A 19424-nucleotide genomic window follows, 5' to 3' on the forward strand; every position below is an offset into this window, starting at 1 on the left:
AGAAATGACAGTGAAGAAATGGCAGTGAAAGGAAGATGGCTAGGCAACGGCGGAAGAGGCAAGCCCGGTGGTTGCCGCACGCGGGCTTGAAGAAAAACGTTCAATCGAAAAGGCATCAATCGGTGTAGCACTGCGGCCTTCGCAGACCAGGTCGGCCAGCACCGCGCCCACGCCCGGCCCCAGCTGGAAGCCGCCGCCGGCAAAGCCGAATGCATGAATCAGGCCCGGTGTGGTGGCACTGGGGCCTATGACCGGCAGGCGGTCCGGCAGGTAACCTTCGGTGCCGCTCCAGGTACGGATGATGTGGGCGTTTTTCAGCGCCGGCAGCAGCTCCACGGTCTGCTGCATCAGGCCGGACAGGCCGCTGCGCTGCACGCGGGCGCGCTGGTCGTCGAGCGCATAACCCCGGCCGCCGCCTATGACGCAGTTGCCGCGCGCAACCTGGCGGGCGTAAACGCCGCCGCCCTCTACGCCCAGGCTCAGGTTCATGAACACAGGAAGCGGCTCGGTCACCGCCATCTCGGGGTGGCCGGCTTCCATGGGCACGGTCTCGCCGAACTGCGCGGCGATGCGGTCGGCCCAGGCGCCGGCACAGTTGAGCAAATGTTTGGCGCGCACTTCCAGCGCCCCGCCCGACCGCAGCACAAACAGCTCGCCGTCATGCGCGACCTCGTCCACGCGGGTCTGCTCGCGGATGTGGGCGCCCAGGTTGCGCGCAGCCAGCGCGAAGGCCGGCGACACCAGGCGCGGGTTGGCCTGGCCGTCGCCGGGGCACAGCGAGGCGCCGACGGCGGCCCGACCCAGCCAGGGGCAGCGCTCGCGCAGGGCGCGCGTGGACAGCATTTGCAAGTCCATGCCGAAGCCCAGCGTACGCTCGCGGTAGCTTTCAAGCGAAGCCATGTCGGCCTCGCTGCGCGCGATCTTGAGGTGGCCTGACTGGAGGTATTCGCCGTCTATGCCGATGAGTTCGGGCAGGCGTGCCCACAGGTCCTGCGCGCGCTGTGACAGCGGCAGCTGGCTCAGCGGCCGGCCCTGCCGCCGCACGCCGCCGTAGTTCACGCCGCTGGAGCGGGAGCCGCAAAGGTCGCGCTCGAGCAGCACAACTGAAAAACCCATGCGGCGCAAAAACAGCGCGGCCGACGCACCCATGATGCCGCCGCCCACAATCGCCACATCGGCCGTGATGCGCTCCATCATGCGGCCTCCTGCAGGAGCGCAGGTGCAGCCGTGGCCGAAAACGGCAGCGGCTTGATGGGCGACTGCCCGCGCAGCCGGCCCACGGCATCGGGTTGCATGCTGCAGGCGTGCGCAAGGATCTCGGCCGCCGCCACGCCGCAGGTGCGGCCCTGGCAGCGGCCCATGCCGACCCGCGTCAGCGCCTTGAGGCGGTTCATTTCGCGCGCGCCGGTGTCGGCCACGCAGCGGCGCAATTCACCCGCCGTGATTTCCTCGCAGCGGCAGACCACGAGCTCGTCGGGTGCGTTGGCGGCCCACTGCACCGGAAACGGGAAGGCGCGCTCCAGCCCTTGGCGAAAGGCCGCGGTGCGCGCCAGCTGCCGCTCCAGCCAGGCTGCGCGTAAGAGGTCAATGCGATGCCCGGTGTCCGCAAGCAGCGCCAGCGCGGTGCGTTCACCGGCCCACTCGGCGGCGTCCGCGCCCATGATGCCGGCACCATCGCCGGCCAGGTAGACACCGGCCACGCTGGAACGCCCCACGGCGTCGCGTTCGGGCAGTGCGCCGCGCTGCAGGCCGTCATAAGAAAAGCGGCAGCCCAGCAGGTCGGCCAGTTGTGTCTCGGAACGCAGCGCGTAGCCAAAGCCCACGCCGTCGCAAGCGATTTGGTGTTCGCGGCCGGCCTTGCGCCAGTGCATGGCCTGCACACGATCGCCGCCTTCAGCGCGGACCAGCTCCACGCCCTGGTGCACGACAATGCCGTGAGCGCGCAACCAGCCCAGGTAATACAGGCCTTTGGCCAGCAGCGCCGGCTGGCGCAGCATGGCCGGCACGGCGGCGAGCTTTCCCGCGAAGCCTGCAGTGTCCAGCACCGCGGCCACCGTGGCGCCGGCCTTCGCGTATTGGTAGGCGATCAAATACAGCAGCGGCCCGGTGCCGGCAAACACCACACGCGAACCGATAGAGCAGCCCTGGAACTTGAGCGCCACTTGCGCGGCGCCCAAGGTGTAGACGCCGGGCAGGGTCCAGCCTGGGAAAGGCAGGACTCGGTCGGTCGCGCCGGTGGCAACGATCAAATGGCTGTAGGGCAAGGTGCTCATGGCGCCGTGATGGAGCAAGTCCAGCTTTCCGCCCTCGGCGCTCCAGACCAGGGTGTCGGGCCTGTAATCGACCTTGTCCAGGATGCCGGCCATGGCGCTGTGCAATGCATCGGCGCGCCCGGCTTCAAAACCATAAAGCGCTTCTTTGGGCCGCGTGAAACCCGCGGGCGGCTGGCGGTAGATCTGCCCGCCCCAGCGCGGCGCTTCGTCCACCACCACCGGCCGCAAGCCGTGCGCCACCAGGGCCTGGGCCGCGCGCACGCCGGCCGGGCCGGCGCCCACAATCACGGGCTGCACGCTCATGCCAGCCCCTCCGCGCCGGTCACCAGCCGCATGCCTTCTTCAATGAAGGTGCCGCAGGCGCGCAGACGCTTGCCCGATTCGGTGGCGACCCAGCAGTCCTGGCAGGCGCCCATCAGGCAAAAGCCGGCGCGCGGCTCGCCGCTGAATTCGCTGAAGCGCAGGCGTGCGCTGTGCGTGAGCACCGCCGTCAGCACGGTGTCACCGGCCAGCGCCGTCAGCGGCTGCCCGTTGAGCACAAAGCCGACAGGCTTGCGGTCGGCTTCGGCCAGGCGCTGGAGCAGCGCGGGGCTTTTAACGGGGGTTTCAACGGGAAGCGTCATTTGTGTCCCACAAGAATCTTGTCAAGGCCGTAGATGCGGTCCAGCACCAGCATGGCCACCGCCGTCAGCGCCACCATGAGCGCCGATACCGCCGCCATCAGCGGGTCTATGGACTCGGTCGCATACATATACATGCGCACCGGCAGGGTCACGGTCGAAGGCGCGGTGACGAAAATGGACATGGTGACTTCGTCAAAACTGTTGATGAAGGCCAGCAACCAGCCGCCCGTGACGCCGGGCAAAATCATGGGCAGCGTGACGCGGGTGAACACTGTCGCCTGACTAGCGCCCAGCGACAGGGCCGCTTGCTCGGCGCTGCGGTCGCTGCCCGCCACCGAGGCCAGCACCAGGCGCAGCACATAGGGCGTGACGATCACCACGTGCGCCAGCGCCAGCCAGAAGAAGCTGCCGGTGGCGCCTATCAGGGAGAAGGTGCGCAGCAGCGCAACGCCCAGCACCAGGTGCGGAATGATCAGCGGCGACAGGAACAGGCCGTTGAGAAAATCACGGCCGGGAAAGGTATGGCGCGCGATGGCCAGCCCGGCCGGGACGGCCAGCACCGTCGCCAGCGTGGCCGAAATCGCGGCCAGCCAGAGGCTGTTTTTGAAGGACTGCACAAAATCCGAATGCGCGAACACCGCGCGGAACCAGCGCAGCGAAAATTCCGTGGTCGGGATGGCCAGTGTGTTGCCGGGCGTGAAGGCCACCACACAGACGATGACCAGCGGCGCCAGCATGAAGGTGATGACCAGCGCGTTGAAGAGCAGCGCGAGGGGGCCGTTTTTGGACATGTTTGACTTTCTATTCCATGTCTAATTCAGTTCGAGACCAGGCGCACTGCCGCAGACAGTGCTACAGCACGGCAAGGCGGGGCAACGACGTATCGGACTGAAGTAGGCATGGAATTACCCGAGTGATTTTTTGTAGGAGCGCTCCAGCACGCGGTTGTAGCTCAGCATGATGGCCAGGTTGGCCAGCAGCAAGGTCAGCGCGATGGCCGCGCCCAGCGGCCAGTTGAGTTCGTGCAGGTATTCGTCATAGACCACGGTGGCCACCATCTTCAGGCGGCGTCCACCCAGCAGGCCCGGGATCGCGAAGGCGCTGGCGGAGAGGCCGAAGACGATCAGGCTGCCCGAGAGGATGCCCGGCAAGACCTGCGGAAAAATGATGCGGCGCAAGGTGGTGAAGTGGGAGGCCTGCAGCGACAGCGCCGCGTCTTCCACGCCTGGGTCGAGTTTTTGCAGCGAGGTCCACACCGGGATCACCATGAATGGAAGCATCACGTGTACCAGCGCAATGACCACGGCCGCCTCGGTATAGAGGATGCGCATGGAGGGCAGGCCCACGGCGCGCATGGCCTGGTTGACCACGCCCTCAGGGCCCAGCAGCATGCTCCAGCCGAAAGCGCGCACCACCACCGAGACCAGCAGCGGCGCCAGCACCACCAGCAGCAAAATCGAACGCCAGGGGCTACGCATGCGGCTCAGCACATAGGCTTCCGGCGCGCCCACGAGTACGCAGATCAGCGTGGTCAGCGCCGAAATCCACAACGTGCGCCAGAAGATGCCGTGGTAATAGTCGTCCGTCAGCACGGCGGCGTAGTGCGCAAGCGTGAAGCTGTTCTTGACGCCGGTCGCATGGTCGAAAACCTGGAAAGACAGCACGGCGGTCAGCGCCAGCGGCACCAGCAACAGGCATGCGAAGAGCGTGAAGGCCGGCGCCGACAGCAGCCAGGGCGCACGCGATGCGCTGGGTCCTTGCGGCGATGCCGACGGCGCGGCTATGGCCACAGCGGCGCTGCTCATGCCGGCACCCCTAAGGCGCCGGGCAGCAGGCGCACCTGCTGCGCGGTCCAGTCCAGGCCCACGTTGGCGCCTTCTTCCGCCGGTGCCGTGCCGTCATTGGGACACACCACCGCGAGTTCGCCGGCGGCGGTGGACACCTGGTAAAGCCACTGACTGCCCAGGAAAAAGCGCTCGTTGACCGTGCCGCCTAACCGACCGTGGGACTCGGGCACCAGCCGGATTTTTTCGGGGCGCAGGCTCAGCACCACGGCCTCGCCTTCGGACACGCCGGGCGCCTCGACCTCCAGCGGCACATTGCCGCCCACGTTCACCGTGGCCCAGGGGCCGACGGCCGTCACACGGCCTTCCAGCAAATTGGCCTTGCCGACAAAACTCGAGATGAAGCGGGTCTGCGGGTGTTCATAGAGACGGTGCGGCTGGTCGATCTGCGTGACGCGGCCGGCTTCCATCACGACCACGCGGTCGCTGATGGACATGGCCTCGGTCTGGTCATGCGTGACCATCACCGTGGTGGTGCCGACCTTGCGCTGGATCTGCCGCAGCTCGAACTGCATCTCCTCGCGCAACTTGGCGTCCAGGTTGGACAACGGCTCGTCGAGCAGTAACACGGGCGGCTCTATAACGAGGGCACGAGCCAGGGCCACGCGCTGCCGCTGCCCGCCCGAAAGCTCGCGTGGGTAACGACCGGCGTGCGCCTCCAGGTGCACCAGCGCGAGCGAGGCCTTCACGCGCTCGGCGCGCTCCCGCCTGTCGACACGCCGCATTTCCAGGCCGAAGCTCACGTTGTCATAAACACTCATGTGCGGGAACAGCGCATAACTCTGGAACACGATGCCCAGGCCGCGCGAATTGGGTTTGGCGTGAGTGATGTCGCGGCCGTCCAGCGTGACCTGCCCCGAGGTCACTTCGCAAAAGCCCGCGATCATCTGCAGGGTGGTGGTCTTGCCGCAGCCCGAGGGGCCCAGCAGCGAGACGAATTCGCCTTTGTCCACCGACAGGTTCATGTCGGCTACGGCGCGCGTCGCGCCATAGGACTTGTTCACGTTCGCCAGGGTCAGAAAAGACATGGGGAGCACCTCTGCAACAAGGGGTGGCCACCGCCGCACGTACAAACGATGTGCAAAACGATGACACCTTGATGACTTCATGCTAGGGCATCCACCAAAAAATCGTCAATAGGTTATTCCGTATAGAGATATTTTTATTTAACTTATTCCATTTAACGGAATTTATATAAACTTAACCCAACACTGATTCCGCCAAAGGAGATGCCTTGAAAGACGAAGACAATAGCTCCAGCAGCGTGCAGCGCGCCTTTTCCATCATCCGTGCGCTGGCCGCCACGCAAGCCAAGGGCGGGCGCATCACGCATATCGCCAAGGCCACTGGCCTGACCCAGGCGACCACCCACCGTATCTTGCAAAGCCTGGTGGCCGAGCGCGTGGTGGAGCAGGAGGCGAGCTCCAAGCTCTACCGGTTGAGCATCGAATTTTTCGCGCTCGCCGCCCAGGCCGGCAATTCCATGGATCTGCGCGGCCTGTGCCGGCCGTCCATGCTTCGCCTGTGCGCCAGTTTGGGCGACACCATCTTTTTGCTGGTGCGCAGCGGCTTTGACGCGGTCTGCCTGGACCGCAGCGAAGGCCCGTTCCCCATCCGTTCTTTCACCGGAGACATCGGCGGGCGTGTAGCGCTGGGCATGGGCCAAGGCGGCCTGGCCATCCTGGCCTTTCTGCCGGAGACAGAGCGCGAAGAAGTGATCCGCTACAACCTGCCGCGCGTGCGCGAATTCGGCGTGTATGACGAGGTCTACCTGCGCACCGAGATCGAACGCGTGCGCCAGCTCGGCTACGCCGGGCGCAACACCGGTCTGCTGGATGGCATGGCCGGTGTCGGTGTGCCCGTGCTGGACCGCGAAGGCCGCGCCGTCGCCGCGCTCAGCGTGGGCACAATCTCTTCACGCCTGAGCCCGGACCGCCTGCCCACGGTGGTGGAACTGCTCAAGCGCGAAGCCGCGGCCATCAGCGCGCAGATCAATCCATTTGACAGCACGCTGCGAAGGCCGGCGCAAAGCCTGGCGCCTGCTGACAGCGTGTGACGCCCTAACGCGCTGTCGCCTCTTCGCGCAACCAGCCGCGTAGCTGCACCAACGGCCGCCAGCTGGTTTTCTGCGAAGGCCAGACCAGGTAATAGGCGAAGTCCGAACTGAGCGAAAGATCAAACGGCACGGCCAGCGTGCCGTCGGCGATATCGTCGGCCACCAGGAAGCGCGGCAGCACGGCCAGGCCCAGGCCAGCCTTGACAGCCTGGGCGATCATGGAAAACAGCTCGTACTTGGGGCCTGTGGCTGCACTTTGGGTGTCGGCGATACCGGCCAACTGGAACCAGTCGCGCCAAGCGTTCGGGCGCGTGCTCTGGTGGATCAAGGTGAACTTCAGCACGTCAGCCGGCTTGCGGAGTTGGCGTTTCTTGATGAGCGCCGGGCTGCACACCACCACGCTTTCTTCGCCCATCAGGTATTCAGACTCCGTGCCCGGCCAGTCGGGCCGGCCATAGTGGATGGCGGCATCCAGCCCCGTCAGCGAGAAATCGAAAGGCTGCAGGCGCGTCGCCAGGTTCAAGGTCACATGCGGGTGCGCCTTCAGGAAAGACGGCATGCGCGGGATCAGCCACTTCGTGGCAAAAGTGGGCACCACGCCCAGCTCCAGCGTGCCGCCCTCGCCTTTGGACGAGACCAGATCCAGCATCGCGGCCTCCAGCGAATCCAGCGCCGGGCTGACGCGCGCCAGCAGCGAACGGCCGGCGTCGGTGAGTTCCAACTGGCGCGGCAGGCGGCGAAACAGGCTCACGTCCAGCTCCTGCTCCAGCCCCAGGATCTGGTGGCTGACGGCGCTCTGGCTCACCGACAGGTCTTGCGCCGCCAAGGTGAAGCTGGCGCGGTGGGCGGCGGCTTCAAAAGCCAGCAGGGCCTGGGTAGAGGGGATTTTCCGGCGCATCACATGAATATATCTCATGCATGCATTGAAATTCATCCTTTGCCCCGGATACCATAATTGCCGAAAATCCGGCCTTCAACTGCACAAAATACACCTGAAATGACTCATCTCCACAAGCTGCTCGCCGCTGTACTGCCGCCCGAAGCCGTCAAAACAATCCATGAGCAGATGTACGTCCATTCCGGACTGCAGCAAGCCGCTTCCGGCACGGTGACACGCGCGGAACTGGCCCAGGCGCTCAATATGGCCTTGTTCCACGGCTTGGTGCAACGCGTGCCGGCCGGGCAGGACTACATCGCGAGCGACGTCATGGGGCAGCAGCGCAAGGTGGTGTTCGACCACGGCGCGCTGCGCACGGTGCGCTGGCCCAGCGGAGCATTGCCGGCCGGCGAAGCGGCCTTTACGCGTGTACTCCGCCCGCTGGGCTTTGAATTGCAGGGCACTTACCCGCTGCCGCGCCTCAAGATGACCGGACGTGCCTACAGCCACTGTGATTTCCCCGAAGACATCGCGCAGTTCTTCGTTTCCGAGTTGCACCCCGAGCAGTTCTCCGCACCCTTCCAGTCCGCCGTCACACGCGTGCTGGCCAGCTCGCGCGACCCGCTGGGGCCACAGGACGTCACCGACCTGGAGCAGCTCACGCGCGATGGTGTTTTGCCGCTGGCGCAAGCGCTGCGCCTGTTGCCGCAACTGCTGCAGTGCTTTGACCGGCAGCACGGCGTCTTTGACATGGGTGACTATGAATTGTTGCTGGCCGAATCCGCCGAGATGGCCTGGATTTCCACCGAAGGCAATGCCTTCAACCATGCGACCGATCGCGTGGACGACGTCGATGCGGTGGCCGAACGCCAGCGCGCGCTGGGCCGGCCCATCAAGGACAAGGTCGAGGTCTCGGCCAGCGGCCGCGTGCGGCAAACCGCCTTTCGCGCCGCCAGTGTGCGGCGCGACTTCATCACCGCCGAAGGCCGCGTCTCGCGCGAGGTGCCCGGCTCGTTCTACGAGTTCATCACGCGCGACGAATTGCAAACAGCCGGCGCGGCCAACGACCCGGTGCAGCCGCGGCTGGATCTGGCCTTTGACGCCGGCAATGCCACTGGCATCTTCGGCATGACGGCCGCCCGCTCATGACAGACGCGCGCGGGGCATTGCGCCCGCTGTATGCGCAGGCCAGCGGCTCGCCGATACGCGCCATGCTGGCGCTCGCCGGCCGCGACGGCATGATTTCACTGGCCGGCGGCCATCCCGACCCGGCGCTGCTGCCCGCCGACTGGCTGCGCGAGTCGCTGCTGGAAGTGGCCGGCCAGCTGCAGGGCCGCAGCCTGCAATACGGCGCCACCGAAGGCCTGACCGCATTGCGCGAGGCCAGCGCGGCCTTGCTGCAGCAACGCGGCCTCGCGGCACAGGCCGGCGACGTGCTGATCACCACCGGCTCGCAGCAGGCCATAGACCTGCTCGCGCGGGTGCTGGTTGAGCCCGGCGAGGGCGTGGCGCTGGAATCCTTCAACTACCCGGCCGCGCTGCAGGCCTTCCGTTTCGCGGGCGCGCGGCTGGTTGAGGTGCCGACTGACGCGCAAGGCATGGACGTCGACCAGCTCGAACCCATCCTTCAGGCCGACCGCCCGCGTGTGCTTTACGTCGTACCCAATTTCGCGAACCCGACCGGCGCCGTGATGCCGCTGTCGCGCCGTCTGCGCCTGCTGGAACTGGCCGCGCGGTACGGCGTCACGCTGATCGAAGACGATCCTTATGGCGAACTCTGGTTTGATGAAGCGCCGCCGCCTTCGCTCGCGCAGCTTAACCAGCAGGCAGGTTCACCCGCGCAGATCGCTTATATGACCAGCTACTCCAAGGTGGTTGCGCCGGCCTTGCGCCTGGGCGTGCTACTCGCCCCGGCCGAGATCACACGCGGCGTGGTGCTGGCCAAGCAGGCGGCCGACGTGCACAGCGGTTCGCTGGAGCAGCTGACGATGGCTGCCATGCTGGCCTCCGGGCGCCTGCTGCCTCACCTGGCAGATCTGCGCCCGGCCTACGCCGCCAAGGGCGCAACGCTGGACCAGGCTTTGCGCGCTCACTGCGGCGGCATGCTTGAATTTGACGCGCCGCGGGGCGGCATGTTCATATGGGCAAAGCTCAGCGCTGCCCTGCCCCTGCTGCCCACACAAGCCTGGGTGGACTTCGGCCTTCAACACCAGGTGCTGGTGGTGCCGGGCGCCGCCTTCAGCGTCAGCAACAACCCACAGCCCTGGCTGCGCCTGAGTTTTGCCAACCCCACGCCGATCACACTTCGGCAAGGCGCCGAACGACTGGGCGGTGGCCTCCGCGAGCTCGTCACCAACACCTGATTTCAAGACACCCACGAAAGGACTTCATCATGAGTCACGCCAACGACGTTTCATCCCTCTTCAAGGCCCTGGGCCTCAACGCCGAGCTGGCCAGCAAAGCACCTGCGGCCCTCACGGTGGCCACACCTATCGACGGCAGCCCGCTGGCCCGTGTGGCGGTGCACAGCGCGGCCGAAGTGGACAGCGCGCTCAACGCCGCGCACCAGCGTTTTCTTGAGTGGCGCAACGTGCCAGCGCCCAAGCGCGGCGAACTGGTGCGCGCCTTCGGCGAAACCGTGCGCCGACACAAGGCCGGGCTAGGCCAGTTGATCTCGCTGGAGACCGGCAAGATTTTGCAGGAGGGCCTGGGCGAAGTGCAGGAAGTCATCGACATCTGCGAGTTCGCGGTCGGCCTGTCGCGCCAGCTCTACGGCCTGACGATCGCCAGCGAGCGCCCCGACCACAAGTTGCTGGAAACCTGGCACCCCGTGGGCGTGGTCGGCATCATCTCGGCCTTCAACTTCCCGATGGCGGTGTTCGCCTGGAACGCCGCGCTGGCGCTGGTCTGCGGCAACACCCTGGCCTGGAAGCCGTCGGAAAAAACACCGCTGTCGGCCATCGCGCTGAACGGACTGCTGCTGCAAACGGCGAAAGACCTGGGCCTGGGGACGGAAGGCCTGAGCGAATTGCTGATCGGTGAGCGTGCCACCGGTGAGGCGCTGGTCAATCACCCCCATGTGAAACTGGTCAGCGCGACCGGCTCCACCGCCATGGGCAAGAACGTGGCGATGGCTTGCGCCGGCCTGTTCAAGCGCTCACTGCTCGAACTCGGCGGCAACAACGCCGCCATCGTTTGCCCGTCAGCGAACCTGGAACTCGTGGTGCGCGGCGCGGCCTTCGCGGCGGCAGGCACCGCCGGCCAGCGTTGCACCAGCCTGCGCCGCCTGATCGTGCACCGGTCCATCTATCCTGAACTGGTCAAACGCATGGTCGCGGTCTTTGAACGCCTGCCCGTCGGCAACCCACTGAAAGACGGCACGCTGGTCGGCCCACTGATCGACGGCCGCGCGTTTGAGGCCATGCAGGCGGCGCTGGCCGATGCGAAGAAGCTGGGCGCCACGGTTCACTTCGGCGACAAACAAGCCGGCGAAGGCTCGGCCCACTATGTGCGCCCCGCCATCGTCGAGCTCAAGGCACAAACCGGCCCCATGCTGCACGAGACCTTCGCGCCCATCCTCTACGTCGTGCCCTATGACAATTTTGAGGAGGCCATCGCGATGAACAACGCCGTGGTGCACGGCCTGTCGTCAGCCGTTTTCACGCAGGACCTGCACGAGGCCGAGATTTTCACCTCGGCGCGGGGCTCCGACTGCGGCATCGCCAACGTCAACATCGGCACCAGCGGCGCGGAGATAGGGGGGGCCTTTGGTGGCGAGAAGGAAACCGGTGGCGGACGCGAATCTGGCTCGGACGCTTGGAAGGCTTACATGCGCCGGGCAACCAATACCGTCAATTACGGATCCAGCCTGCCGCTGGCCCAGGGCATACGTTTCGAGATTTAAACCGGTCGCTTTGCTGCGAGACTGGACTCCTTCCCCTCGGGGAAAGGAGCGGGAAACTCAGACTGCGCTGAAATCCGGCTTGCGCTTTTAGCGAAACCGCCGGCCTGCTTCGCAGTCGCCCTTCGGGCGCAGACTTCAGACTGCGCTGAAGTCTGGCCGGCGCTTTTCCATGAAAGCCGAGAACGCTTCACGCGCAGCGGGCTCACCCAGCATGCGACCAAAGCTGGCACCCTCTTCGGCCATGCGCTCGGCTACAAGGGTAGCGTTGCCTTTTTTCATGAGGCGCTTGGTTTCCATCAACGCGCTGAGCGGCTTGGCGACCAGTTTTTGCGCCTGCCGCTGGGCCAGCGCGTTGGCTTCGGCGGGTGGAACGATGCGGTTGATCAGGCCCATCTCCAGCGCGGTCTCGGCCGTGAAGGGCTCACCCAACAGCAGTGCCTCCGCGGCGCGCGGGTAACCCATAAGCTGTGGCACCAGGAAGCTGGAAGCCGCTTCAGGGCACAGGCCCAGGTTGACAAAAGGCATGGAAAACGCAGCGTTGTCCCCAGCATAGACCAGGTCGCAATGCAGCAGCAGCGTAGTGCCTATGCCCACCGCGGGGCCGCACACGGCGGCAACCAGCGGCTTGGGAAAGCTGCTGATGCCACGCAGGAAACGGAAGACCGGCGAGTCGGGCGTTGAAGGCGGCTTGTTCAGGAAATCGCCGATATCGTTGCCGGCGGAAAAAATGGTTTCATGTCCCTGGATCACCACCACACGCACAGCCCCGTCGTGGTGGGCCGACTCCAGCGCATCGGCCATCGCGCCATACATCGCAGAAGTGATGGAATTTTTCTTGTCCAGGCGGTTCAGCGTGATGGTCATCACACCCGCGTCGATGTGGCTCAGGACTTCGGGAATAGGGGCTGGAGTGTTCATGGTGTTTTCCGTTGAGACGCCAAGTGTAGGGGCCTTGGAAGCCGTTCTCATTCTTTGTAATAGACGATCTGCGTGCTCGTGGCCAGCAGCACGCCGGCTTCGCTCCACAGTTGCGCAGTCTGGTCGAAAAAGCCGTTGCGAAAAGCCTGCGCCTTTGCCTGCCCCAGCAAAAAACCCTCGCCGCATTCCGCGAGCTGCCTGCTGTCCGCATGGAAGTAGGTCGTGATCGAAACCGTGCCGGCCGGCACGCGCGTAGCACGGCGCAGCCAGGCGCGCGGGTAGAACACATCCGACATGGCGGCCAGCGCCGGAAAATCGAGGGGCCGCGGCGGGTCGTCGCGCACCCACAGCTGGGTGAGGCTCCCTGTGCCGCTGCCGTCCCAGACCTGCGGCATGGTGCCGCGCACCGGCCGCATGTCGTAGCGGTGGGTCCATGCGGAAGTTGAAAATTTCAGCCGGCCGGACGCGTCAGCCAGCGTGACCGCCGGCATGGGCGTGTCGTTCTGGCTCCAGGTCTCGCGACGCGCAGCTGTCACGGCGGTGGCGGTCATCACCACACCTGCACCACCGTTCGCATCGGTCTGTGAAAGCTCCACCGTCCAGTGTTGGGTGGAGCGGTTGGTTCTCACCGCCCTGGCAGTGACCGCGAACGGCCCTTCGGCCAGCGCGGCAGCGTAGTTGACGGTGAGTGCAACCGGCTCACCCAGCAAGGCCGGATGCAAGAGGATGGCGCGCAGGGCCGTGGCGGCGGTGGTGCCGCCAAACGGCCCCACCATGTTCCAGTAGTCAGGGCTGGTGTGGCCCAGCCATGTGTCCGGGCGATCGCTGCCGGCGGCTTCGAGCCGCAGCGCCTGGTCAAAGGAATGGGGTGATGTCGTCATGCCAGCAGTATGCGGATGCCCGGCGCTTTACGCCGCCCTTTTGGCGACACCCGTCATGCCTTCGATGATCTGCTGCGCGCGCGGCCACAGGGACTGGTTGAACTGCTCGCGGAAGAAACCAAAGTGCCCGATGCGCCTGACCTTCAGGTCAGCCGGCGCGATGCGCTCAAAAGTGCGCGGCGCGTTGGCATACAGGTTGATCAGGTTTTGCGTGCCGCGCCAGGTCATCAGCTCGTCGTCTGTCATGGACAGCGCGGTCACCGGAAAACTGACGCGCCCATAACTGAGCCGCGCGCTTTCCCCCTCCGCCCCAACGCTGTAATGCGGATCCAGGCACCATTTGCGCCACTGCAGCATCACCCCCGCTGGCAGATCACCAACCTTTCTCAGCCTGCGCCCGGGAAAATAACCGCAAAGGCGCGTAGCCAGAGGCACCAGCACATACCAGAAATACAAAATCATGCGCCTGAGCTGGGGCGTGTTGTCGCGCCAGTAACCGCTTCCCGCCGCGATGCTGACCAGGCCGGCTACCTTGTCCTGGTTGTTCAGAAAACCTGGCAGCTGTGCACCGAGGCTGTGGCCCAGCAGGTAAAGCGGTGCATCGGGCAAGGCCGCCTTGGCGGCATCCACCACCGCTTCATAGTCGGCAGCCCAGTCGAGCAGGTCGGCCTTGAAACCGCGCAGACTGCCGCTGGCGGTGTCGGGCAGGGACTCTCCCGAGCCGCGGTAGTCGAATGTGGTGACGCGAAAGCCCTGGACGGAAAGCCATTGGGCAAACGGCGCGTAATAGTCTTGCCGCACACCCATGGCGCCGCCAATGACCACGCTGGCGCGTGCAGGTATGGAAGGCGCATATACACGGGTGGCCAGTTGCGCCGTCCCTGAACTGAGGGTTTGCATCTGCATCACATGCTCCTTGAAATGTCTGGACTGAAAAGAGGTGCACGCGTCATGCGTGCAGGTGTTGCACCAGCTGCGGCCAGAAGCTGGCGCGCAGCTTGTCACGGAAGTACCCGAAGTGGCCGATACGCCTGACGCCCAGGTGTTTCGGCTCCAGGGTGAGGCATTGCACCGGTTCACGCCGCGCACCGAACAAGGCCACAAACCGGTCCGCGGACCACTGTGAAAAAACCTCGTCGTCGCTGGAGTTGAAGTAAGTGATCGGCGTCTCTACGCGTTCAAAACGTTCACGCTGATGGGCATCACGCGCGAGGTAGTCGGGATGCCGACACCAGCGCGTCCATTGCCGCATCACCCCTGCGGGAATGTTGCCCACCTTGCGCAGTCTTTGGCCCGGGAAATAGCCGAACAATGGCACCAGCAGCGGCGCCCAGATCTGCGTGGCGGCAAAGAGGCCCCAGCGTGGCACGGCCTTGCGCAGACGGGGCCAGTAACCACTGCCGCTGGCAACCAGAACGGCACGCTGAAAGAGGTGTGTGGTTTCCGAACTGGCGAACAATTGCCCGCCCAGGCTGTGGCCCAGGTAATAAAGCGGCAGGCCTGGCACGCGTTGCTGCAAGAAGCGTGCGGCCGCACTCACGTCCTGCTGGCCCCAGGTATCAAATGTCGCGTCGGTAGACGCCACGCGCTCACCGCCCGAGGCAAACGTTCCGCGGTAATCAAGCGTCACTACGGTGAACCCCTGGGCGGCAAGCCAGCGGGCGAAGGGTTCGTAATGCTGCTGCGGCGTGGCCATGGCACCGGCCAGCAAGACGCCGCCGCGCACCGAGCCCTCTGTGGAAGCCGCTGTAAATACCGTCGCGGCCAGCGCCCAGGAGTCCTGGGTCAGAACCGTGGTTCGCTCCATCTTCTGCCTCCAGTCAGGAAATCCCAGTCTGCTCCGCAGCGGCGAAGTACGCTGCCGCAAGCGCGACACCCGTCGCGGCCGCCGACTTTACACGCGTTCAAAAATACCGGCTGCGCCCTGTCCCATCCCCACACACATGGTCACCATGCCGTACTTGAGCTGGTGGCGGTGCAATGCGTGGATCACGGTCGCGGCGCGGATCGCACCGGTCGCGCCCAGCGGATGGCCCAGCGCAATCGCGCCGCCCATGCGATTGACCTTGGACGCATCCAGCTTGAGCGTGTTGATGACGGCCAGCGACTGCGCGGCAAATGCTTCGTTCAATTCAAACCAGTCGATGTCTTCCTGCTTGAGGCCGGCGTAACGCAAGGCGGCGGGAATGGCTTCGATCGGGCCGATGCCCATGATCTCGGGCGGCACGCCCTTGGCGGCATAGCTGACAAAACGGGCCAGTGGCTTCAGGCCGAAATCCTTGACGGCCTTTTCGCTGGCCAGCACCAGAGCGCCCGCGCCGTCTGACGTCTGCGAGCTGTTGCCGGCCGTGACAGAGCCGCGCGCGGCAAACACCGTCTTGAGTTTGGCGAGGCCTTCCAGCGAGGTATCGGGCCGCGGACCTTCATCCAGGCTCACAGTACGCGTCTTGCTGATGACTTCGCCGGTTTCCAGATTGGCGCTGCGGTCGGTCACTTCGACCGGCGTGATCTCATTGGCGAACTCACCGGCCTGTTGCGCCTTGATGGCCTTGAGGTGCGACTCGAGCGCGAACTGGTCCTGCGCTTCACGCGAGACCTTCCACTGCTGCGCGACCTTCTCGGCTGTCAGGCCCATGCCGTAGGCAATGCCGACGTTTTCGTCGTCCATGAACATATTGGGCGAAAGCGACGGCGAGTTGCCCGACATGGGCACCATGCTCATGCTTTCGGTGCCGGCAGCGATCATCACATCGGCTTCGCCCACACGGATGCGGTCCGCCGCCATCTGGATCGCCGAAAGGCCGGATGCGCAGAAGCGGTTGACAGTGATACCGCCCACGCTGGTGGGCAGCCCCGCCAGCACCGCGCCGATGCGCGCCACGTTCAGGCCTTGCGGGCCTTCGGGGATTGCGCAGCCGCAGATGATGTCTTCAATCGCCTTGGGGTCGAGCGAAGGCACTTGCGCCAGCGCCGCCTGCAGCGCCTTGACCAGCAGGTCGTCGGGTCGCATGTTGCGGAAATAGCCGCGGCCCGAGCGTCCGATAGGCGTGCGGGTGGCGGCGACGATATAGGCTTCCTGGACTTGTTTGGCCATGATGGTTTCCTTCAATTTCTCAGTTAACTTTTCCGTGGGCCGGAGGGAATCCAGGCCCAGACAAATTCGCATTCCACCGGGTTCACGCCGGCTTCATCGGTCACGATGACCGGCACGGTGACTTCACCCTTGTCGCTGGCCTGCATGGCCGCGCGCTGCTCATCGCTCAGCGTGGCCACGGCGCGCAGGGCCCCTGTGGCGCGCTTCTTGAACGCCATCTTCAGTTCCTTGGCCAGCGGGATGCAGTCGTCGCGCACGTTCATGCCGACCACCATGCCGGTGGCGGTTTCCGCCAGCAGGTTCATGGCCGAGGCGTGCACGCCGCCTATGTGGTTCTGCACCTTCTTCTCGTTCCTGATGCCGATCTCGACGCGGCCCGTGCCCATCTCAAGGAAGTCCAGGCCGGCGGTGCCGGTGAAAGGCACGGCGCGGCGCAACACCACGCTACGGAACCAGGAGCGCGCAAAGGCCGGCACGTCATCGAGCCGCTGCAGTTGCCGCGCCAGGCGGTTGGGCTGTTGGTCGGTCATCAGTTACGGACCGGTTTTCCGGTGCTCATCATTCCCATGATCCGCTCTTGCGTTTTCGGGTGTTCGAGCAAGGAACAGAAGGCCTTGCGCTCCAGCGTCATCAAATACTCTTCCGTCACCAGCGTGCCGGCGTCCACGTCGCCGCCGCAGACCACACCCGCGATCAGGCCGGCGATGTGGAAGTCGTGGGCACTGATGAAGCCGCCGTCGCGCATGTTGACCAACTGGCCCTTGATGGTGGCCCAGCCGTTGCGGCCCACCACCGGGAACTGGCGCTTGTGCGGCGCGCGGTAGCCCGAGTTGAACAGCGCGCGCGCCTCGTTGAGCGCGACGAAGAGCAGCTCGTCCTTGTTCGGCACGATCACGTCGCTGTCGAGCAAATAGCCGATCTTGCGGCTTTCGATCGCGCTGGTGCCGACCTTGGCCATGGCCGCGGCCGTGAAGCCTTCGGTCAGGAAGGGCAGGATGTCCTTGTTGGTCGAGGTGCCGGCATTTTCTGCAGCGCGGCGCGCGATGTAGGTCAGGCCGCCGGCGCCGGGTACCAGGCCCACGCCGACCTCGACCAGACCAATGTAGCTTTCCATCGCGGCCACACGCCTGGCCGAGTAGACCGCCATTTCGCAGCCGCCGCCCAGTGCGATGCCGCGAATCGCCGACACCACGGGTACGGCCGCGTAACGCAGTTTGAGCATCACGTTCTGCAGTTCAGCCTCGGCTCCCTCGATCGCCTTGGCGCCGCCCATCATGAAGGCGGGCAGCATGGCCTGCAGGTCGGCGCCGGCCGAGAACATCTCGTCGTTGGACCAGATGACCATGCCCTTGTAGCTTTTCTCGGCCAGTTCCACACCCATGGCCAGGCCTTCGGCCACGTCGGGGCTGATGGCGTGCATCTTGGTCTTGATGCTGGCGATCAGCACGTCGTCGTTCGCGCCGCCCAGCGTCCAGAGGCGGATCGCGTCGTCTTCATGCAAGGTGGTACCCGCTGTTTCAAAGGCCGGCGCTTTCGAGCCCAGCACGTCCTCGGGGAAGAACTGGCGCTCGTACACCGGTAGCTTGCGGCGCGGAATGAATTTTTTGGCCGAGGCGCTCCACGAGCCTTCTGCCGTGTGCACGCCACCGGCGTCGGCCACCGGGCCTTTGAACACCCAGTCAGGCAGCGGCGCTTTGGACAACGCCTTGCCCGCGTCAATGTCTTCCTGGATCCAGGTGGCGACCTGCTTCCAGCCGGCCTGCTGCCACAGCTCGAAGGGACCCTGCTTGGAACCAAAACCCCAGCGCATGGCGAAGTCGATGTCGCGTGCGGTTTCGGCAATGGTTTCCAGATGCACAGCGGCGTAATGGAACTGGTCGCGCAGGATCGCCCAGAGGAAACGCGCTTCGGCGCCTTCGGCTTCGCGCAAGAGTTTCAGGCGCTCACCCGCAGGTTTTTTCAGCATGCGACCGACGACTTCATTGGCCTTGGCGCCGGCAGGCACGTATTCCATGCTCTCGGGGTCCAGGCGCAGGATGTCGCGGCCCTGCTTTTTGTAGAAGCCGGCGCCGGTCTTCTGGCCCAGGCTTTTTGACTCAAGCAGCTTGGCGAGCACAGGTGGCGTGCCGTATACATCGGAGAACGGATCTTCGACCTTGCCGGGGCCCAGGTTGTCTTGCAGCGTCTTGATGACGTGTGCCATGGTGTCCAGGCCCACCACGTCGGCGGTGCGGAAGGTGCCCGAGCTTGCGCGGCCCAGCTTCTTTCCGGTCAGGTCGTCCACCACGTCGTAGCTCAGGTTGAAGGTGCCGGCTTCCTTGATGGTGGCCAGCATGCTGGCGATACCCACGCGGTTGGCGATAAAGTTAGGCGTGTCGTGCGCACGGATCACGCCCTTGCCCAGCGCGCTGGTCACAAACGCTTCCAGGTCATCCAACACCTTGGGTTCGGTGGTCGGCGTGTTGATCAGCTCCACCAGCGTCATGTAGCGCGGGGGGTTGAAGAAGTGGATGCCGCAAAAACGCGGTTTGATAGATTCGGGCAACGCTTCGCTGAGCTTGGTGATAGACAGGCCCGAAGTATTGCTGGCCACGATGGCGCCTTCGGCAATGAAAGGCGCGATCTTGTGGTACAGGTCGGTCTTCCAGTCCATACGCTCGGCAATCGCCTCGATGATGAGGTCGCATTCCTTGAGCAGCTCCATGTTCTCTTCGTAGTTGGCCTGCTGGATCAACGCCGCGTCTTCGGGCACACCTAGCGGCGCGGGCTTGAGCTTTTTCAGGCCCTCGACCGCCTTGATGACGATGCCGTTCTTCGGGCCTTCCTTGGCGGGCAGGTCGAACAGGATCACGGGCACCTTGACGTTGACCAGGTGGGCGGCGATCTGAGCGCCCATGACGCCGGCGCCGAGGACGGCGACTTTTTTGACTTGGAATCGTGACGTGGGTGACATG

The 19424-nt window shown here is 65.0% G+C and carries 18 protein-coding genes; 4 read left to right on the forward strand and 14 right to left on the reverse strand.

The window, feature by feature from the left end:
* Positions 1-39: 39 nt before the first annotated feature.
* The 6 genes from ACQ4MS_RS05900 to ACQ4MS_RS05925 all read right to left on the reverse strand — a co-directional run bounded on the left by ACQ4MS_RS05900 (position 40) and on the right by ACQ4MS_RS05925 (position 5768).
* A complete protein-coding gene (locus tag ACQ4MS_RS05900; protein ID WP_431098358.1) occupies positions 40-1197 on the reverse strand; it encodes an NAD(P)/FAD-dependent oxidoreductase in 1158 nt (385 codons plus the stop codon).
* Positions 1194-2576, reverse strand: a complete 1383-nt coding sequence (locus ACQ4MS_RS05905; RefSeq protein ID WP_431098359.1) for an FAD-dependent oxidoreductase — start codon at positions 2574-2576, stop codon at positions 1194-1196. The genes ACQ4MS_RS05900 and ACQ4MS_RS05905 overlap by 4 nt, the downstream gene beginning before the upstream one ends.
* Positions 2573-2896 (reverse strand): (2Fe-2S)-binding protein, encoded by a 324-nt coding sequence (locus tag ACQ4MS_RS05910; RefSeq protein WP_431098360.1) that lies wholly within the window; start codon positions 2894-2896, stop codon positions 2573-2575. The genes ACQ4MS_RS05905 and ACQ4MS_RS05910 overlap by 4 nt, the downstream gene beginning before the upstream one ends.
* The gene (locus ACQ4MS_RS05915; RefSeq protein WP_431098361.1) at positions 2893-3687 is read right to left on the reverse strand and encodes an ABC transporter permease; all 795 of its coding nucleotides are present in this window, start codon (positions 3685-3687) and stop codon (positions 2893-2895) included. Before ACQ4MS_RS05915 ends, ACQ4MS_RS05910 begins: the two co-directional genes overlap by 4 nt.
* A 114-nt stretch (positions 3688-3801) precedes the next feature.
* Positions 3802-4701, reverse strand: coding sequence for an ABC transporter permease (locus ACQ4MS_RS05920; protein WP_431098362.1), 900 nt, complete (start codon positions 4699-4701; stop codon positions 3802-3804).
* The gene (locus ACQ4MS_RS05925; protein ID WP_431098364.1) at positions 4698-5768 is read right to left on the reverse strand and encodes an ABC transporter ATP-binding protein; all 1071 of its coding nucleotides are present in this window, start codon (positions 5766-5768) and stop codon (positions 4698-4700) included. Before ACQ4MS_RS05925 ends, ACQ4MS_RS05920 begins: the two co-directional genes overlap by 4 nt.
* Positions 5769-5974: 206 nt before the next feature.
* Here ACQ4MS_RS05925 and ACQ4MS_RS05930 point away from each other — a divergent pair, with 206 nt between their 5' ends.
* On the forward strand, positions 5975-6796 hold the full coding sequence (locus tag ACQ4MS_RS05930; protein WP_431098365.1) for an IclR family transcriptional regulator: 822 nt from the start codon (positions 5975-5977) through the stop codon (positions 6794-6796).
* 4 nt (positions 6797-6800) lie between these two features.
* Here ACQ4MS_RS05930 and ACQ4MS_RS05935 read toward each other — a convergent pair whose 3' ends face one another.
* Positions 6801-7712: a LysR family transcriptional regulator gene (locus tag ACQ4MS_RS05935; RefSeq protein ID WP_431098367.1), complete on the reverse strand. Its 912-nt coding sequence runs from the start codon at positions 7710-7712 to the stop codon at positions 6801-6803.
* Positions 7713-7793: 81 nt separating this feature from the next.
* Between ACQ4MS_RS05935 and ACQ4MS_RS05940 the strand changes: the two genes are divergently transcribed.
* The 3 genes from ACQ4MS_RS05940 to amaB are packed head-to-tail and all read left to right on the forward strand — an operon-like array spanning position 7794 to position 11577.
* Complete coding sequence (locus ACQ4MS_RS05940) at positions 7794-8822, forward strand: DUF1338 domain-containing protein (protein ID WP_431098368.1); 1029 nt, start codon at positions 7794-7796, stop codon at positions 8820-8822.
* Positions 8819-10036 carry a PLP-dependent aminotransferase family protein gene (locus tag ACQ4MS_RS05945; RefSeq protein ID WP_431098369.1) on the forward strand — a complete coding sequence of 406 codons (1218 nt, stop codon included), beginning with the start codon at positions 8819-8821 and terminating at the stop codon, positions 10034-10036. The genes ACQ4MS_RS05940 and ACQ4MS_RS05945 overlap by 4 nt, the downstream gene beginning before the upstream one ends.
* Positions 10037-10065: 29 nt before the next feature.
* The gene (amaB, locus tag ACQ4MS_RS05950; RefSeq protein ID WP_431098370.1) at positions 10066-11577 is read left to right on the forward strand and encodes an L-piperidine-6-carboxylate dehydrogenase; all 1512 of its coding nucleotides are present in this window, start codon (positions 10066-10068) and stop codon (positions 11575-11577) included.
* Between the two features lie 135 nt (positions 11578-11712).
* Here the strand turns inward: amaB and ACQ4MS_RS05955 are convergent, their stop codons facing one another.
* The 7 genes from ACQ4MS_RS05955 to ACQ4MS_RS05985 form a co-directional block, all read right to left on the reverse strand.
* Complete coding sequence (locus ACQ4MS_RS05955; protein ID WP_431098372.1) at positions 11713-12495, reverse strand: enoyl-CoA hydratase; 783 nt, start codon at positions 12493-12495, stop codon at positions 11713-11715.
* A 47-nt stretch (positions 12496-12542) separates the two neighbouring features.
* The gene (locus ACQ4MS_RS05960) at positions 12543-13376 is read right to left on the reverse strand and encodes an acyl-CoA thioesterase (RefSeq protein WP_431098373.1); all 834 of its coding nucleotides are present in this window, start codon (positions 13374-13376) and stop codon (positions 12543-12545) included.
* Positions 13377-13403: 27 nt separating this feature from the next.
* Positions 13404-14282 carry an alpha/beta hydrolase family protein gene (locus tag ACQ4MS_RS05965; RefSeq protein ID WP_431098374.1) on the reverse strand — a complete coding sequence of 293 codons (879 nt, stop codon included), beginning with the start codon at positions 14280-14282 and terminating at the stop codon, positions 13404-13406.
* A gap of 43 nt (positions 14283-14325) precedes the next feature.
* On the reverse strand, positions 14326-15183 hold the full coding sequence (locus ACQ4MS_RS05970) for an alpha/beta hydrolase family protein (RefSeq protein ID WP_431098376.1): 858 nt from the start codon (positions 15181-15183) through the stop codon (positions 14326-14328).
* Between the two features lie 87 nt (positions 15184-15270).
* Positions 15271-16470, reverse strand: a complete 1200-nt coding sequence (locus tag ACQ4MS_RS05975; RefSeq protein WP_431098378.1) for an acetyl-CoA C-acyltransferase — start codon at positions 16468-16470, stop codon at positions 15271-15273.
* 23 nt (positions 16471-16493) lie between these two features.
* Positions 16494-17000 (reverse strand): DUF4442 domain-containing protein, encoded by a 507-nt coding sequence (locus ACQ4MS_RS05980; RefSeq protein WP_431098379.1) that lies wholly within the window; start codon positions 16998-17000, stop codon positions 16494-16496.
* Complete coding sequence (locus tag ACQ4MS_RS05985) at positions 17000-19423, reverse strand: 3-hydroxyacyl-CoA dehydrogenase/enoyl-CoA hydratase family protein (RefSeq protein ID WP_431098381.1); 2424 nt, start codon at positions 19421-19423, stop codon at positions 17000-17002. The genes ACQ4MS_RS05980 and ACQ4MS_RS05985 overlap by 1 nt, the downstream gene beginning before the upstream one ends.
* Between the last annotated feature and the right edge of the window lies 1 nt (position 19424).

The sequence above is a fragment of the Polaromonas aquatica genome, from assembly GCF_050626995.1.
GTDB lineage: Bacteria > Pseudomonadota > Gammaproteobacteria > Burkholderiales > Burkholderiaceae_C > Polaromonas > Polaromonas aquatica_A.

What these genes read in the sequence shown, in the direction of transcription:
- ACQ4MS_RS05900 (WP_431098358.1), bottom strand. Translation starts at nt 1,197, where the DNA reads ATGATGGAGCGCATCACGGCCGATGTGGCGATTGTGGGCGGCGGCATC.
- ACQ4MS_RS05905 (WP_431098359.1), bottom strand. Translation starts at nt 2,576, where the DNA reads ATGAGCGTGCAGCCCGTGATTGTGGGCGCCGGCCCGGCCGGCGTGCGC.
- ACQ4MS_RS05910 (WP_431098360.1), bottom strand. Translation starts at nt 2,896, where the DNA reads ATGACGCTTCCCGTTGAAACCCCCGTTAAAAGCCCCGCGCTGCTCCAG.
- ACQ4MS_RS05915 (WP_431098361.1), bottom strand. Translation starts at nt 3,687, where the DNA reads ATGTCCAAAAACGGCCCCCTCGCGCTGCTCTTCAACGCGCTGGTCATC.
- ACQ4MS_RS05920 (WP_431098362.1), bottom strand. Translation starts at nt 4,701, where the DNA reads ATGAGCAGCGCCGCTGTGGCCATAGCCGCGCCGTCGGCATCGCCGCAA.
- ACQ4MS_RS05925 (WP_431098364.1), bottom strand. Translation starts at nt 5,768, where the DNA reads ATGTCTTTTCTGACCCTGGCGAACGTGAACAAGTCCTATGGCGCGACG.
- ACQ4MS_RS05935 (WP_431098367.1), bottom strand. Translation starts at nt 7,712, where the DNA reads ATGAGATATATTCATGTGATGCGCCGGAAAATCCCCTCTACCCAGGCC.
- ACQ4MS_RS05940 (WP_431098368.1), top strand. Translation starts at nt 7,794, where the DNA reads ATGACTCATCTCCACAAGCTGCTCGCCGCTGTACTGCCGCCCGAAGCC.
- ACQ4MS_RS05945 (WP_431098369.1), top strand. Translation starts at nt 8,819, where the DNA reads ATGACAGACGCGCGCGGGGCATTGCGCCCGCTGTATGCGCAGGCCAGC.
- amaB (WP_431098370.1), top strand. Translation starts at nt 10,066, where the DNA reads ATGAGTCACGCCAACGACGTTTCATCCCTCTTCAAGGCCCTGGGCCTC.
- ACQ4MS_RS05955 (WP_431098372.1), bottom strand. Translation starts at nt 12,495, where the DNA reads ATGAACACTCCAGCCCCTATTCCCGAAGTCCTGAGCCACATCGACGCG.
- ACQ4MS_RS05960 (WP_431098373.1), bottom strand. Translation starts at nt 13,376, where the DNA reads ATGACGACATCACCCCATTCCTTTGACCAGGCGCTGCGGCTCGAAGCC.
- ACQ4MS_RS05965 (WP_431098374.1), bottom strand. Translation starts at nt 14,282, where the DNA reads ATGCAGATGCAAACCCTCAGTTCAGGGACGGCGCAACTGGCCACCCGT.
- ACQ4MS_RS05970 (WP_431098376.1), bottom strand. Translation starts at nt 15,183, where the DNA reads ATGGAGCGAACCACGGTTCTGACCCAGGACTCCTGGGCGCTGGCCGCG.
- ACQ4MS_RS05975 (WP_431098378.1), bottom strand. Translation starts at nt 16,470, where the DNA reads ATGGCCAAACAAGTCCAGGAAGCCTATATCGTCGCCGCCACCCGCACG.
- ACQ4MS_RS05980 (WP_431098379.1), bottom strand. Translation starts at nt 17,000, where the DNA reads ATGACCGACCAACAGCCCAACCGCCTGGCGCGGCAACTGCAGCGGCTC.
- ACQ4MS_RS05985 (WP_431098381.1), bottom strand. Translation starts at nt 19,423, where the DNA reads ATGTCACCCACGTCACGATTCCAAGTCAAAAAAGTCGCCGTCCTCGGC.